Annotated in this window: 10 protein-coding genes and 3 pseudogenes; 2 read left to right on the top strand and 11 right to left on the bottom strand. The window is 64.7% G+C overall.

The window, feature by feature from the left end; all coding sequences use genetic code 11:
- Window positions 1-5: 5 nt before the first annotated feature.
- Window positions 6-1019: a phosphotransferase enzyme family protein gene (locus VZL07_RS33815; RefSeq protein WP_426752061.1), complete on the top strand. Its 1014-nt coding sequence runs from the start codon at window positions 6-8 to the stop codon at window positions 1017-1019.
- A gap of 149 nt (window positions 1020-1168) precedes the next feature.
- Here the strand turns inward: VZL07_RS33815 and VZL07_RS33810 are convergent, their stop codons facing one another.
- Together VZL07_RS33810 and VZL07_RS33805 are read right to left on the bottom strand one after the other, a co-directional pair.
- Window positions 1169-2566 carry a DUF1552 domain-containing protein gene (locus VZL07_RS33810; protein WP_426752060.1) on the bottom strand — a complete coding sequence of 466 codons (1398 nt, stop codon included), beginning with the start codon at window positions 2564-2566 and terminating at the stop codon, window positions 1169-1171.
- 5 nt (window positions 2567-2571) lie between these two features.
- On the bottom strand, window positions 2572-4899 hold the full coding sequence (locus tag VZL07_RS33805; RefSeq protein ID WP_426752059.1) for a DUF1588 domain-containing protein: 2328 nt from the start codon (window positions 4897-4899) through the stop codon (window positions 2572-2574).
- Between the two features lie 233 nt (window positions 4900-5132).
- Between VZL07_RS33805 and VZL07_RS33800 the strand changes: the two are divergent.
- Window positions 5133-6311, top strand: a pseudogene (locus tag VZL07_RS33800) (IS256 family transposase).
- A gap of 173 nt (window positions 6312-6484) precedes the next feature.
- Here the strand turns inward: VZL07_RS33800 and tnpC are convergent.
- The 9 genes and pseudogenes from tnpC to VZL07_RS33755 all read right to left on the bottom strand — a co-directional run bounded on the left by tnpC (window position 6485) and on the right by VZL07_RS33755 (window position 15251).
- Window positions 6485-8003: pseudogene (gene tnpC / locus VZL07_RS33795) on the bottom strand (IS66 family transposase).
- A 58-nt stretch (window positions 8004-8061) separates the two neighbouring features.
- Window positions 8062-8397 (bottom strand): annotated as a pseudogene (gene tnpB / locus VZL07_RS33790) (IS66 family insertion sequence element accessory protein TnpB).
- Between the two features lie 33 nt (window positions 8398-8430).
- A complete protein-coding gene (tnpA, locus tag VZL07_RS33785; protein WP_426752058.1) occupies window positions 8431-8781 on the bottom strand; it encodes an IS66 family insertion sequence element accessory protein TnpA in 351 nt (116 codons plus the stop codon).
- 296 nt (window positions 8782-9077) lie between these two features.
- Window positions 9078-10235: a DGQHR domain-containing protein DpdB gene (gene dbpB / locus VZL07_RS33780; protein ID WP_426752057.1), complete on the bottom strand. Its 1158-nt coding sequence runs from the start codon at window positions 10233-10235 to the stop codon at window positions 9078-9080.
- A 37-nt stretch (window positions 10236-10272) separates the two neighbouring features.
- Window positions 10273-11559: a tRNA-guanine transglycosylase DpdA gene (dpdA, locus tag VZL07_RS33775; protein ID WP_426752056.1), complete on the bottom strand. Its 1287-nt coding sequence runs from the start codon at window positions 11557-11559 to the stop codon at window positions 10273-10275.
- On the bottom strand, window positions 11556-12692 hold the full coding sequence (dbpB, locus tag VZL07_RS33770) for a DGQHR domain-containing protein DpdB (protein WP_426752055.1): 1137 nt from the start codon (window positions 12690-12692) through the stop codon (window positions 11556-11558). Before dbpB (VZL07_RS33770) ends, dpdA begins: the two co-directional genes overlap by 4 nt.
- A gap of 1143 nt (window positions 12693-13835) precedes the next feature.
- The gene (gene queE / locus VZL07_RS33765; RefSeq protein WP_426752054.1) at window positions 13836-14477 is read right to left on the bottom strand and encodes a 7-carboxy-7-deazaguanine synthase; all 642 of its coding nucleotides are present in this window, start codon (window positions 14475-14477) and stop codon (window positions 13836-13838) included.
- Window positions 14478-14520: 43 nt separating this feature from the next.
- Window positions 14521-14811 carry a 7-cyano-7-deazaguanine synthase gene (locus VZL07_RS33760; RefSeq protein WP_426752053.1) on the bottom strand — a complete coding sequence of 97 codons (291 nt, stop codon included), beginning with the start codon at window positions 14809-14811 and terminating at the stop codon, window positions 14521-14523.
- Window positions 14812-15092: 281 nt separating this feature from the next.
- Complete coding sequence (locus VZL07_RS33755; protein ID WP_426752052.1) at window positions 15093-15251, bottom strand: hypothetical protein; 159 nt, start codon at window positions 15249-15251, stop codon at window positions 15093-15095.
- Window positions 15252-15310: the final 59 nt, after the last annotated feature.

The following is a 15310-nucleotide window of genomic DNA, read 5'->3' as shown; positions in this document are numbered from 1 at the left end:
GTTCGATGCATCCAGAGCTTGTCCGCCGCTTCCACGAACCGATTCGCGATGAGGCTGCGCGCCGGTATGGCCTGTCGCCCGAGCAGCTCACCGAGCTCGCGGCCTTCGAGAACTTCGTCTACGAGGCGGAGAACGACGACGGCGAGGGCCTGATTCTGCGCATCTCGCACAGTACGCGGCGAACGATCGACTACACGCTGGGTGAGGTCGAGTTCGTTCGCTATCTGGCCGCCGCGCGCATTCCAATCGCCTCGCCGATCCTCTCCGATTCGGGGCAGTTCGTGGAGCGGATCGAAGACCGCGAGCCCGGCAGTTACTTCGTCGCCACCGCGTTCGAGCGCGCGCCAGGCATCGTCTTCGACGACGCGCCTCCGCTCAAGGAGCGCTACTGGAAGCCCCCCCTCTTCCGCGACCTGGGCCGGCTGTTCGCGCGGCTCCACAACCGCGCCCAGACCTACGCGCCTTCGAGCCCCAGGCTGAAGCGCCAGGAATGGCATGAGTACGACGTGGTCGACATCGACCGGTTCGCGCCTCCCGAGGAGAAGCTCGTTCGCGAGCGCACCGCGGCGATCATCGCGCGATTGAACCAGCTACCGCGAACACCGGAGAGCTACGGGCTGATTCACGCCGATCTCCACATGCACAACTTCTGCTTCGCCGAAGGGAAAGTCACCGCGTTCGACTTCGACAACTGCGAGTACGCGTGGTTCGTCAAGGACATCGCGGTACTCCTCTTCTACATCGCGCGAGGCGAGGCTCGAGAGGCGCGCGACGAAGCGGTCGCTGCGTTCCTGGGGCCCTTCCTCGAAGGGTATCGGGAGCTCCGACGGATGGAGCGCGAGTGGCTCGCGGCCGTGCCGGACCTGCTCGCGCTCCAGCGCTCGATGAATTACGCGCTGTTCCACCAGTATCGCGACCCGGCCGTGCTCGACGAGAGCACGCTCGACCGGTGGGGACGGTTCCGGCGCGACATCGAAGCGGACACACCCGTCCTGCAGATCGATTTCACGAGCTTCTAGGCGCCTGTCGCGGTAGTCGCGAAGGGGCCTTGCCCTGCAGGAGATGAGGGGGCTCAGTCCCCGGCAAGAGCAAGAAGTTCCGTCCCTGGAATGTGCAGCGGGATTTCCCGCTGCCGCCGTCGCTGCTGGATTGGCTGCCGGAGCACGGCTCAGCCATACAGCTCGCTCAGCGGTCCCGGCGCGATGCGCGTGCTGCCCTCCTGCCCGAAGGTGTTGAAGTCCGCGTCTCCGAACGCGTGGCCGAGCGTGTTGAAGAGGTTCGAGACCTGCCGGTTCCGGGCCGCGTCGTACTTCGGGTACACGACCGTGCGCCCGTCGGTCTTCAGGCCCAGCGCGTTGCCGCCCACCACGAGCTTCGGCCACTCACGCGCGGTCGAATGGTGCTGCTCGCCGTTGTCGGACATGAAGACGATTGCGGTGTGATCCAGCATCGAGCCGCTCGCGCCGACCTCGGGCGTGGCGGCCAACGTCCTCGCCAGGTTCGCTACCAGTTGCACGTGACGGCGGGTGATCTCGGCGACGCGATCCCAGTTCTGCCCCGCATCCAGACCGTGCTGCAGATTGTGTCGCGGGATGTCGGTCACGTCCGGGCCGTAGGACACATCGAAGCCCGAGGTGCCCGTCGCCAGCACCACCGTGTTCGTCAGCCCGCCCAGGAGGGACGCCGTGGCGATCTGGAACTGCGCTTCGAACCACTTCAGCGAGTCGGGCGGTGAGCCCGCGCCGGTGATGAGCGGGTTGTCCTTCGGCGCCGGTGGCAGGTAGGGCCGCACGCGGTTCGCCATGCCTTCGAGCTGATCTTCCCGCGTGCGCAGCGACTCGAGCGAGGCGACGTAGCGCTCCAGTTTCAGCCGCTCGTTGGAGTTGCCGCTGAACTCCGCCAGCGCCTTCCGCGAGTCGGCCAGCGCGAAGTCGAAGAGCATCTTGCGATCGCGCCCGTTCGTTGAGCCGCCGAGCAGCGAGCCGAAGGTGCTGTCGAACGCGAGCGACGGGTTGACGATGATGCCCGCGGGCTTGCGTGGTCCGAGCGCGCAGGTCTCGTACACGATCGACACGCGCGCGGAGCTGGTGCCCAGGCGCAGCACGTCGAACGGTGCACCCCGGCGCAGGCGAGGTGCGATCACCGCGTCGAAGGTCGCGCCCGCGCCGTTCACCGCGCAGCTCAGCCCGCCCGTCCCGCTGGAGTGCCCGCCGCCCGCGATGAGGTTCGAGAGCCCCAGCAGCACGGCGGAGCGGCTCACCAGGTCGATGTTGCCGGAAGACGCCGCCAGCGGCCCGAGACTGATCGCGCTGGCAAGATCGTCGCCCTCACGTACCAGCGGCGTGTCCTTGTACGCGTCCCAGAAGATGCGGTCGGAGGTGTTGGCGCGCCCACCCAGCGCCGCGCGGGTGCCCGTGCTCAGGAGCGCGCGGGGGTAGACGCCATTGCACTCGAGGACCAGCACCAGGCGCGCTGGCAACGCTGACGACTGGGCGTAGACGTCGTGGAAATAGGGCGCGAAGAGGCCGGCGGCCATGCCCTTCAGGACGGTTCGTCGCGAGAACATGGCAGTCACTCTCCAGCCTGCGGCACACGCCGCGTCTTCCAGGTGTCGCTGGTCATCAGCGTGGTCAGCATCTTGGAGAACGAGCCGTTGTTCTGATCATAGGCCTGCTCCATCTGCGTCAGCGTACATGCGTCGCTCAGGTTCTCAGGGCGGCCCATGAAGTAGCGGAAGACCTGTCGCATGAAGCAGCGCTTCACGTGCCGCGAGGTCGCCAGGCGCTCGCTGAACTCCACCGCGTCCCGCACCGGGCCGTCCAGCCCGGGGTCCGGCATCGACGTGAGCGTCGAGCTCCCGTCCGGCGTGGTCCAGCCTCCGCTGGGCGAGTGATCCCGCGCCCGCAGGAAGCCCGCGTGGTTGTAGATCTCGAAGGGCAGGCCGAGCGGCTCCATCAGGCGGTGACAGCCCTGACACTGCGCTCCGGCGGTCGCCTCCTGCAGGCGGCGGCGCGCGTTCTTGTCGGCAGCGTGAGGGCCGACCTGGGCTGCCACCTGCACGCTGCTGAGCGGTGGGACGAAGCCGCACAGGAGGTTCTCACGCACCCACTTGCCGCGGTGGACGATGGATGGATCGTCCTCGAAGTTGCCGCCGTGCGCGGCCAGCCACACCGGGTGGGTCAGCACGCCGGCGCGCTCGTTGGCAGGCAGCGTCTTCCAGCGGCCCTCGACGGTCGCCGGGAGGATCTCGCTGACGTTGTAGGGGTGCGAGAGGCCCTTGTGCGAGTCGTACGCCGCGTGCTGCATGGAGGGCACGTAGAAGGTGCGTGTGGTGAGCAGGTTCGCCAGCACGTCCCGATCCTCGACGACCACCCGCGCGATCAGATCGTCGAACTGCTGGATGAAGGTCGGCTCCAGCGGATGGAAGTTGGTGAGCAGGTTGTCGTACGAGACCGTGCTGATGTAGCCGAGCCCCTCGAGCTCGAAGCGCGAGGTCGCCGCCGGGGACTCCTTGAACACCGAGGCGACGTGCTCGTAGCCGAGCCACTCGCGGAAGAAGCCCGCGACGCCGTCACCCAGCCAGTACTGCCCGCGCTTGGAGCGCTGCTCCTCGTTGTAGTCCTGCACCAGATCGAACCGCGGTGTCCCGTTCTGGTGGGTGTCGACGCCGCCCAGGTACTTCTCGATCAGGGCGGTGGTCGTCGCATCCTGCTTGAGCGAACCATCCTTCGCGGCGGTCGCCACGTCCGCCAGATGCCCCTCGAGGGGCGCGGAGAAGTACGGCCACACGAAGCTCGGCGTGGCCGAGGGCGCGCGCCCCGCCAGCGCGTAGGCCAGCTGCGAGCCCAGCTCGAGGCTGGTCAGCTCCACGCGACCGTCGGCCGGCTCGCCGCCCATTTCACGGCGGAACATGGCGCCGGTCATCATCCACGCTGCGTTGGAGATCCGCGTGATGGAGTCCGCGCGGATTTGCGGGGAGTGACTCGGCTCCTGCGCGATGACCTCGGTCGCGAAGGCGGTGAGGCGCGTGAGCTCATCCTCGGTGGGCGGGCGGAAGAAGACGCCGAACTCGAGCATCTGGCTGAGGTGGAAGCGCTTGCAGCTGTCGCTCGGGTTCGCGTCGTCGAACATGCAGCTGAAGCGTCTGTCGGTGTAGACACGCTCCATCCGGTTGCCGTCCGGGTAGTTCATCGTCCACGGCGCGGCGGCCGAGGCGACCACCGGCAGGAAGAGCTCCACCGTGGCCTCGTCCAGCGTCTCGTCCGTGGCCCAGGAGCTGTACTGCTCGATGGCGCTGGGATCGAGCGGGTTGTCGTAGAAGCTGAACCCGGTCCAGTTGCGCTCGACCGAGCCACCGACGTTGCGAGTGAACTCGCGCCGGTTCAAGCGGCGGATGCGCGTCGGCGCATCCGAGCGCACGCCTTCGGTGCAGCTGAAGAGCGCAGCCTGATCGAGCAGGTTGGGCTCGGGCACCACGGTCACGGGCGGGCCGCCCGTGCCATTGCAGAGGGGCATCCCCTCCCCTATCCAGGTCTCGAGCGCGGCGAGATCGGCTGCGCTCGCGCGCGCATGCGGGGCCGGCGGCATCGGAGACGCGTCGTCGCGCATGCGGATGAGCGCGCGCTGGGCGTTGCTGAGCCTCCCATCCATCGCCGAGCTCACCCGCATGTCATGCAGGTTGCGCAGCGGCATCGTCGCCCCCTGGGTCGGCATCGCGCCGTGACAGCTGGCGCAGCGCTCGGCGAGCACCGACTGCACCACGCACGCGGCGGCCAATTCTCCCCCGGGCCCACCGGGCCCCCCTGGGTTGTTGGGGCCTCCGGTGTCGGGGTTTGGCGCGTTGGAGCCCTTGCACGCAGCGAGGCTCAACAGTCCGGCCAGCAAGAGGACGCGGTTCATCCGGCCAGACTGGCACGGACGGCAGGTGGGATAGCAAGCAGTCTCTGCAAAACGGGCTCAGACCTGCCTGGGCACTCTGTGGTGCCGCCGGTGGGGGCGCGCAGGTTGTGAGCTGGTCGTGTCCCTATAAGTGTGTAGATGGCGAGGAGGGACGAGCGGGAAAGAGGGAAGCTCCTCGGTGAAACCAACCGAGCCGGTCTCCTCCTGGCAGAGGAGCCGAGGAGTTCCCCGACGTGGACGTTAGCGAGTTTGAGTCCCCCGCGCACGAAGAGGTGCAGGCCGACCTGCGGGCGCTTTTCCGCGGAGCCATCCGGATGACGCTGGAGGCCCTGCTGGAGGAGGAGGTACGGGAGTTGGTGGGGGCCGGCCGGTGGCAGCGGATGGTGGGCCGGGCGGACGTGCGCAACGGCAGCTACCTGCGCACGCTGGTGACGACGGCGGGGGCCGTGGACGTGGCGGTGCCACGCACGAGGCACAGTGGTAGCGCGGGGGACGTGCTGGGCCGCTACAAGCGGCGCAGCGGGGAACTCGACGAGGCGATTACCAGTGCGTACGTGCAGGGCGTCTCCACGAGGAAAATGGGCAAGGTGACACGGGCCCTCATGGGCGAGGACGTCTCGCGTTCGACGGTGAGCCGGGTGACACGGACGTTGGAGGAGAAGGTGGAGGGCTTGCGCACCCAGCCCCTCACCCAGGCCTTCCCCTACCTCTACCTGGATGCCACCTTCCTGGACGCCAGGTGGGCGCGCACGGTGCAGAACGTCTCGGCCCTGGTGGCCTACGGCGTGGGCGAGGATGGGCACCGGCACCTGCTGGCGGTGACGCTGGGAGGCAGCGAGTCGGCGGACTCCTGGCTGGACTTGCTGCGCCAGCTTCTGGAGCGAGGGCTGAAGGGCGTGCGGCTCGTCATCGCCGACGGGCACTCGGGCCTGGCTGCCGCGGCCCGGCAGGCCCTGCCCGAGGCGCGGCTGCAGCGCTGCACCGTGCACCTCACCCGGAACGTCCTCGCCAAGGCCCCCTGGAGGCTGCATTGACGCCTCGGCAAGGAGACGTCGGCCGTCTTCGAGGCCGCCTCCCTTCAGGACGCCAGGAAGCGGCTGGAGGCCCTCCAGGAGGGACTGGGGCGGCAAGTCCCCGAAGCCATGGAGTGCCTGCGCGAGGGCTTCGCCGCTGCCACCTGCTTCTTCGCCTTCCCCAAGGCCCACTGGAAGCGCCTTCGCAGCACCAATGGCCTCGAGCGCCTCCACGGTGAGGTGAAGCGCCGCATCCGCTCCGTGGGCGCATTCCCGGACCGCGCCAGCGCGCTGCGCCTCATCACCGCCGTCGCCCTCGAAGTCACCGGCGTCTGGGATGACCGCCGCTACCTCGACATGTCTCTGCTGAATTCAACCCCTGACACTGTCGCTGCTTGATGCCGCCAAGGAGCATCCCTCCCCCGAACCCCCTCCGAACCAACTACACAAGATTCGGGACTTGACCGGTGAGCTTGCCCGGGTTCAGTGGTAACCGTCCGGCCAGTGACGTGGCGCGAGGGGTTGCGGGCGGACGCGGACCGTGTTCGGCGGCGCCGCGATGAGCGGGCTGTTCAGGCGTGGGACTGGACGAGTGAGTCGGGCGGGTCGGCGGCGCGTCGCCGTTTCCACTCGTGGGGCAGCAGCTCACCGATGCGCGAGTTGGGGTGCGACTGCACGCGGAGCAAGACGTCCGCGAGGTACGCCTCGGGGTTGGCGCCATTGGCCTCGCAGGTGGCCACCAGCGCGTAGAGGCCCGCGAGGTTTTCGCCCGCGGCTTCGTGGCCGACAAAAAGAAAGTTTTTACGGCCCAGGGCCGCCTTTCTTAGCGCCGCCTCCGAGCGGTTGTTGTCGAGGGGGAGCCGCTCATTCTCCGCGAAGCGGGTGAGGGCCTCCCACTGCTTCAGCGCGTAGGAAATGGCTTGGCCCAGTGGACTCTTGGGCGGGTGACGCGGCGCCTGGGCTTCCAGCCAGACGCGCAGCCTGGCGAGGACGGGGGCGCTGTGCACCTGGCGCAGCTCGCGGTGGGCGGCCGTACGCACCACGCCCGCCTCGCGCGCCTGGGCTTCCACCCGGTAAAGCTCGAGGATGAAGTCCAGGGCCTCACGCGCCTGGGGGGCGGTGGCCAGCGCGTCGAAGAAGCGGCGGCGGACGTGGGCCCAGCAGCCGACGCGCACCCGGCCCTTTGGCAGCGTCACCGCGTTGTAGCCGGTGTATGCGTCCACCACGAGGGCGCCCGAGGTGCCGCCCAGGACTTCCTTCGGCGTCTTGCTGGCCCGGCCCATGCTGAAGCGGTAGCCGATGAGCCACTGGCCTTCCTCATTCTGGGTGAGGAACGTCCAGAGGTAGCCCAGCCGCGTCTTCTTCACGTCCAGCACACGCAGCGGTGTCTCGTCGGCCCACACCACGTCCGCGGACGCAATGCACTGCAAGAGGTGCTGGGAGAGAGGCAGCAGCACCGAGGCGGCCTGGTGGAAGAGGTCCGTCAGCGTGCTGCGACTCATGGGCACGCCGCCTCTCTCCACCCGCTGGGCCAGGCGGTGCAGAGGCATGGCGTCCGCACACTTCGACGTCACCACGTGCGCCAGGAATCCAGGGCCATACTCGCCCCTGTCCACCGCCCTGGCTGGAGGCGGAGCGGTGACGACGCCCCGGCCGCACGTGCACGCCAGGACTTCCTGCACATGCACCTGCTTCTCGAAACGCGCGGGCACGTACTCGTACACCACCGAGGCACGGCCTTTTCCCAGCGGCTTCAGGTCCTCGCCGCCGCACGCGGGGCAGCAGCGCTCCTCGGCTGGCACCGCGTGGCGAATCTCCCGTGCGGGTGCCTCCTCGGATTTCCGGGCCGCCCTTTCCCGGCGCTTCTTCTTCGCCGCCTCGTCCCGGGCCGCCTTCGAATCCGCCTCGGACGCGGCCCCACGAAGCTCGGCGGCCACCGTGGGCAGCTTCTTAAGTCCTGCGGCCGAAGACGTGGCGCTGCAGGGCCGCCAGCTGCCCCTTGAGCGCGTCCACCTCTCCGCCGATGCGGCTCACCTCGGCCTTGAGCTCCTCGGCTTCCTCGCGCCAGGGGCAGAGATGGTCTTGAGGCAGCACTCGCGGCACGTGGCCTCAACACGCTGCCGCCGCGCTGCGTCCCGAGCCGGGCCCGTCAGGTGCCCGTGCGCCCGGGAGGCGTCCAGGCGGGCTGACGCCGCACCTGGGCCACGTCAATGCCGTCCAGCAGCATGGCCAACTGCGTGGCGTCCAGGTGCACCACCTGAGCGCCCGCGTCCACTGGCGGCAGCCGGAAGCGCCCCGTCTCCAACCGCTTGTACAGCAGCACGAAACCTCCCCGGCTCCACGTCAGCACTTTGACTCTGTCGCCCTTGCGCGAGACGAAGGCGAAGAGGTGCCCTGAGTAGACGTCCTCTCCCTACTCAGCGCGCACCAGCGCCATGAGGCCATCTATCGACTTGCGCATGTCCACTGGCTGAGTTGCCAGCACCACGCGCACCGACGCAGGCAGGGCGAACACGTCTCAATGCCCCAGCGCGGTGACGAGCCGGGCCACGTACTCCACGTCGGTGTCAGTGGAGAACCGCAGGCACGCCCCGCTGGCCAGCACCACCTCGAGCAGCGCCGTGCGCGGCTGCGGCGTGCCAGCTACCTCCACCGGCAGCAGGCGCACCGGCTCCGCCTTCCTGGCCAGCTGGCGCCTCCGCCGGTACACCCACGACTGAAGCGTGCTCAGCCGCAGCCCCCGCTGCGACGCGAACTCCTGCTGCGTCAGCCCGCTCGCCTCGAAGGCTTCGGCAACCCGGAACCACTCCTGCTTCTCCACCGGCTTCGACATGCCCGCCAGGGTCCACGGCGGCGACTCCTCACTCAACGCCCCTCAGCACGTCGTTGGCCGGACGCTTACTGAGCACGAACATGATGCCGCGCAGCGCCGCCCGGTCATCGCACCTGGGCCGCCCTCGCATGGAGGCCCGGCGACGACGCGGTAGCAGTGGGGCTATCCGCTTCCAGAGTGCCTCAGGCACCAGTTCACGCCTCATGCCCCCGAAGGTGCGCACGCCAGGACGCGGACGCATCCTGGCGCACCTAAGGGACTTTTTTGAAAGGAACTCTTAGTCCCCATCCCACGCTTCGTCTGTCCGACGAAGGGCCATTCTGAGCCCAGTTCTACCCTCCACGCGCTCGTCGTTCCGACACAGGATTCGCATCCCAGACGAGTTCTTTGTACTTATCGAGGAGGTACGTAGAGAGTTGCCTGATGTCGGAGGAAGTGTTCTCAATCTCGTTCCATTTGACCTTTTGCCCCACTCCTAGATCCCAGAACCCATCGGTCCACCGACAGAGACTCTTCAGGGGCAACAGATCGTGGGCGAACAGGTCCCGCTTGAGGTGAATTCGGTTCCGATACCGATCGGCGATGGCATCCATGAGCAAGCCCATGCTCAGAATTCCAGCCCCATGCATTAGGCGCGATTTTGTGGGCTGCTTCCCCCAAGCCTCCGGGAAGACGTCACTGACGGCGCCCCAGTAGGCGCAGAGAACAGTGATCATTGCATCCACGCCTCCTCCCTCCCCATTTTTCGAGCGGAATCGATACAGGGCACCCTCATTCAAGCTGTTCTCTAGCATTCTCAGGATGGAGTTGTCCTTGATGATGCCTCCTGGGTTCGTTGGTGTCTGAATGAGCCCGCGGAAGGGAGAGTGTCTCTTGGCATTGAGGATAGTGAGAAGCTGGGACGGAAACCGCTTCTTGAGCAGGTTCGTCGGAAGGCGAGACTCCGTGTTAGGTAGCAGTTCATAGACCAAGCCCTTCGCAAGCGGCTTGGTGGAGTTAACCAGGATGAATTGGTCTGTCTGTTCGGACACGTCATCCGTGATGAAGGCCACGACGCTCAGTGGGAACGAGTCGACGTTAGAATCACGCACTGCAGCAAGCCTTTGCTGCCCATCCACGACAAAAGCAGGCTTGTCCTCATCGAGCATTTCCTCTTCAAAAGGGACACTCAGGGTTCCAGGCCGAGAGTGACTCTCGGGATGAAACTCGCTAGCCCCAGGCTCAAAGTGTACGCTAGAATTGAAAGCCAGCACGACAGCGTTCGGAATCATCGGGTTGGGACCCTCGATGAATCGCCTGATTTCGTCGATATGAGACAGAACCTCGGGCCGTTGATAGCCGCGAAGCGCTCCTTCCTCATCTCTTCTCACTCGAGAGATGGTCGCAAAGCGGTGGACCAACTTCCCGTCTACGGAGAAAATATACAGCATTCGCTTCGGCCCTTGTTTCACCTGAAGCGCTGGAAGCCGAAGGTCTCGCTTGTTCGCCATTGCCCCATTCTCCATGTCAACAGAAAGCCGCATTCCGCTAGGCGGCATCTTCCAATCCCAAGCCCAATTCGCTGCGAAGCCTTCGATAAAAAACCCAGACGTTATGAAACCCACGCCGCCTGTTGCGCTCCGCCCCACGGAAGAGAATCACGTGGTGCCCGATGGAGCGACAGACCTCGCAACCGCATTTTCTCCAGGGTCGGTCTGACAACACCTCGCGATACACATCCGCCCTGCTGTACCGCCTTTTGGCCGAACCGGCTTTCTTCTCCATGGGTGTGCTCTCGGCACAAAGTTCCTCGTATTCGATCAACGCCGCTACCGTTGCGTCAATGTCTAAACTCCCCTTATCGAACGCCGCCATAGCCGCGAGCGCGGATTTCTCTAGCTTACGAGCCGTCTCCTGGCGGATGACACCGGATGAGATCTTCTTCTGAAGCTTTGGGTTTCCCTCGACCTGTGGAATACGGATCGCGCTGTAGGTCCGACTCAATGTATGATAGTTGTCGGATGCATCTTTGAAGGCCTGCCTCAGCGGCGACGTGCCATCAAGGCTCGCCACACCCAGGTTCGAAAATTCGGTCATGTGGTCGGGACGGGTCACTCCCAAAAGGTGAAGCCGCGTCTTCGACTTACGGACTTCTGCAATCTTTTCAAGAGACGCAAGGATCTCTGCAGTCTTAAGCGGGACCATCCCTCCAAGCGCGATATATGTGTACCCCATCGCCTGTAGTTCCTTGACGGCATGTGCATATGACTTTGGGCTCCATCCTTGAGCCACGCCGATCGGAACAAAGCCTTCCTTCCGCGTTTTGCAGCGCATCCAGAACTCTTCTGCGATACTTAGAGTAAGAGCCTGCCGATCTTTGACATCGTCGGGAGGCTTGGCCCCCCTCTTGTCCCAATCAGGTTGGTAGGCCAGGATCACATGATCTACGGACAACCCATAGTCAAAGCGACAGTCTGCGTAGAAGTTGATGACCTCGTCGGCGGTGTACGGGGGTTCCTTCTCCTTGACATAGGTGAAGGCACCGCAGTCACCCATGACTTCAAGCGGGTAAGGCACCGACTCGAGACGCAGAAACTCTTTTACTCCGTTGCGGATCAGTCGGTGCTTCTGGCCAATCGTATAGCGACTGCCTACTTGGCCATAACCATCGACAATGCCTTTAGAGACCAGCAAGCCATCATAGGCCCGCGAGCGGAAGACTTCGTGAGCGTATAGGTCGTCACGTTGGCGAACTCTGAGATCATCCCGCCGTTCGGACTCGAAGTCGAAACTTGGGTCAACTAGGTCTTGGCTATCCGGGAAAAAGAACTTCATGAGGCTTTCCGTTGGTGCTGGGCAATGTATTTTCGGACCAGATGGTTGCTGAGCAACCCGATGTCCTGGGGCGTGTTCTGCAGGGCGTTCCACCTGACCCCGCCGATCCCCTCCCAGACCCCGGTTGTCCAGCGGCACACGTCTTTCAGCGGTGCAAGTTGTTTGCGGATATGGGTCTCCGCCTTTGGATCGAACGGGTCGATCCCCGCCATGACCCAATCCATCAGACGACCCATGGAACGAATGCCGATGCCGTGCATCAAGCGACTCTGCTGAGAGCGCTTACCCCAAGCATCCGGGAAGGTGTGCTTCACTGCATTCCAATAGGAAAAGAGAATCCGGCGAATGGCCTCGTAATCGGTCTCTCGGGTCGCGGCATTGGTATAGGGATAGAGGCACCCCGAGGCGGCGTTCAAACTCTCCGCGATCATCGCCACTACCACTGTCCCAGTCACCACCGCATCTTTGCGCTCCCGGGGGGGAGTCGAGGCGAACTGGATGAGTTTGTAGAACGGCGAGTTGGGGTCGTTATTGAGGACCTCGCAGAGCCGGGCGGGAGCCTTCTTCACTTCGAGCCGCGTCGGCAGGATCGTATCTACATCGGGGAGGAGTTCGGTGATGAGCCCCCGCGGGAGCGGCCGAGTGTTGTTGATGCGCAGGAACTGGTCTTTCTGGAGTGAGATCTCGTCCGCGACGAATGCATTCACCGGAATTGGAAGGTCCGCGTTCTTCGCCTGGGCGAGCGCGAGGGCCCGCTGCTGCCCATCCACGATCCAGGCGGGCTTGGGCTGCCCCGCTCCGGCCAACGGGATTGTTAGGGTGCCAGACTCGGCCAGCCCATCGGAGACGTTCGGACCGCGTGAATGGACGAACGAGACCGCACTGTTAAGAGCCAGGATGATCGAATTCGGGAAGAGCACGCTTCCACTGTCGAGGTACTCGACGATGCATTGCACGTGCTGCCGCACCTCGGGGCGCTGATAGCCAATGAGCTTTCCCGCTTCAGTCCTCGATACTCGCGAGACATCCGACACCAGAAGAAGCTCCTTCGCCGACAGTGTGAACATGTAGAGCGGGTGCTTGCCGTCCTGATTGACGCGAAGCGCCCGGCGCTTGAGTTCCTGGTCAGCCACGGCCTCCCCTTTCTGCCACTGTGGCAAAGAACCGATTGAAGCGCTCCATCTGGCACCTCCGCCCTGAGTCTCGAAATTTTCGGAGCAACCCGCTGCGAGACTGCTCCGGCGCCGCGCGGAGCTCGGTTTGGATGAACTGCAGGACCTCTTGATCGGTGGCTGGCCTCCGGAGGTTCTCAGGCCAGTCCCCCGCTTGGCGAATCAGCGCAGCAACTTGCTCGCGCACGGCCTGGGCCTCAAGGCCCGTCTTCCAGGCCCCGTGAAGCAGACGGCGTGCTACCCGGGCGTAGAGCGAAGCCACCCCACCCCCCAACTTAAAAACCAGCGCACCAGGACATTCGATCCAGTGAGTACCAAGGGGGCCGGACTGCAGCGATGAAGCACTTGAGATGACGAGGAGCTTCTCCTTGGAGCGCCCGCATTGCCCGGCTCGAATCAAGTCGGGCTCCATCGCATCCACATAGGTGGGAGGGGCCACAATCATGAGGACCGCATTCCGATCGTACTCCGCCAACTCAGCGAACGACCGCGGTTCCTTCTTGGGCCGATGCTCCCCCTGGGCAAGAGTGTTCCACCAAGCTTGGCGTTTTGCACGGCCGCTCTTTCCAGCAGGCGCCACTGCGTCCCGTGACGTCCCCGAGAAGGTCGCCGAATAGGCATGAGCGAGCCATTCGCAATTCCAGAGGCCGTAGCCCGCCGAGGCCACCCATAGCCGGATATCAAGCCCGGCTTTGGCCCCATCTACGGGAAGCGAGCGGACAACCGACCAGTGCTGCCCGCCGTACAGGTCCAGCGCGGGAACCTTTCGCGTCTCAGAGCCAACGAGCCGTTGGCACCAGGCAGCAGCGCGGACGGAGACCTCCCCTGCCGGGACTCGGGACAACCGGAGTTCCGGAGGCACCTTCAAGAGTTTTTTATCCGTGCAACTGGCAACCACGTGTACTCGCATAGAGCACCGAGGGAGCAGCCTCTAGCCGCGCCCCGCATCCTCCCAAGCGTGGATACACCCACTCGTGCAGGTCTCCCGCGCCACCACGCGGCTCAACTCGGGGGGCAACCATCGGCACTTGTGCCCCTCGGGCGTGAAAGGGATCCGGTGTGCAGCCTCGAAGCTAAACGCTTTGAAGATCTCCATCTGTCACCTTACGGGATACCGAGGAGTTTGTGGGTCTGCAGGCTGAGCCGCCAACGCGGATTCGACAGGCAGAACTCCACGCAGGCCTGGGCGTTCCGATCGCGGTCTGGTCCATCGAGTGGTTGCAGGAAGAAGTGGGTGAACGCGAGGGACTCGAAGCTCTCGGGAGACAGACCCTGCTGGGGGTAGATCAGCTTGAGTTCCTGCCCCTCACACAGAACCAGTTTGCTGTTCGCCTTGGGGCTGACGCAGATCCAGTCGATGCCCGAGGGCGGCAGGAGGGTTCCGTTAGTCTCGATCGCGATCTCGAAAGAACGGTGGTGGAGCTCCTCCACGAGATTCTCGTCGAGTTGCAAGAGCGGCTCGCCTCCGGTGCAGATCACCAACTTTCTGCCGTGATGACCACGCCAGGTCGCATCCACCGCTGCGGCCAACTCCCCGGCATCCTGAAACCGTCCGCCTCCTGGACCGTTGATGCCGACGAAGTCGGTATCGCACCACTTAGAGCAGCCTCCCGCACCGTGGGGGCGGTCGGCCTCCCGTCCGCTCCAAAGGTTGCAGCCAGAGAACCTCAGAAAAACGGCTGCCCGGCCCGTCTGGGCGCCTTCGCCCTGAAGGGTATAGAAAATCTCTTTGACCGCGTAGGCCATGCCCTACTCCGCCCGGTACCGTGCTGGCTCCTTCACCTCGGCTTCACGGACGCCCTTGAGGAAGCTGGCAGGAAGCGTAGTAGCCGCCGGCTTCGCCAAGGAGCAACGGCTCGTAGCAAATCGAGGTGGAGCCGTAGTCAACCTCCAGCGAGAGCCCCGAGCGGATGATTTCCGCCTTGCTGAAGGGAATGAGCGGGGTGTGGCTCCGAAGCCGCTGGTGTCCCTCCATACCGGACTTGGCGACCAGGTTCGTCATCCGCTCAATGGCCGGTGCCGTGGCCGAGTTGATCCCTCCGCCCAGGAGCACTACAGCCCTACGTTCCGTGCCGGACATGCTCATCTCCTAACCGCGCCTGGTCCTTGAACCGCGGCCACCAGCAATTTGCGGCCTCCCGATAGCACACTCGGAGTTCTCAGGCGCAGTTTTCCCAGCGCGGCCTTCAAAAAACTGTGCCTCGACCGTCCGTACGGAGGCGCGAAAACTCCCTGCCATTCCTGAGGGAGGCTGAGCATCCGCTCAGGTATCATCCCACCTCACAGGTAGATAACACCTGAGGCGCCACATGCCACTTAATAGGTCACCTCCGTGACTGTTCCCTCGCCGGGTTCCTAAGCTTACGAAGTGCTCTTCAAGGAGAGTTGGAACAAATCCACGTCGTTCTGTTCCGACAACCACTTCAGGAGTTCGCGGTCGACGTGGGCGAGCGTCGCTCGTCCTTCGGCGATCCGGAGCAGGAACTCGATGGTCTCTTCGTCCGTGCCCATCTGCTTCATCTTCCGAACCTGCGTCACGCTCGCGTAGGCACTGCTCCAGGTCCTGGCGGAGGACTCTG

The sequence above is a fragment of the Pseudomyxococcus flavus genome (genome assembly GCF_050038885.1).
Lineage (GTDB): Bacteria > Myxococcota > Myxococcia > Myxococcales > Myxococcaceae > Myxococcus > Myxococcus flavus.
The sequence above is the reverse complement of the archived record's forward strand: the minus strand, read 5'-3'. Positions and strand labels throughout refer to the sequence as shown.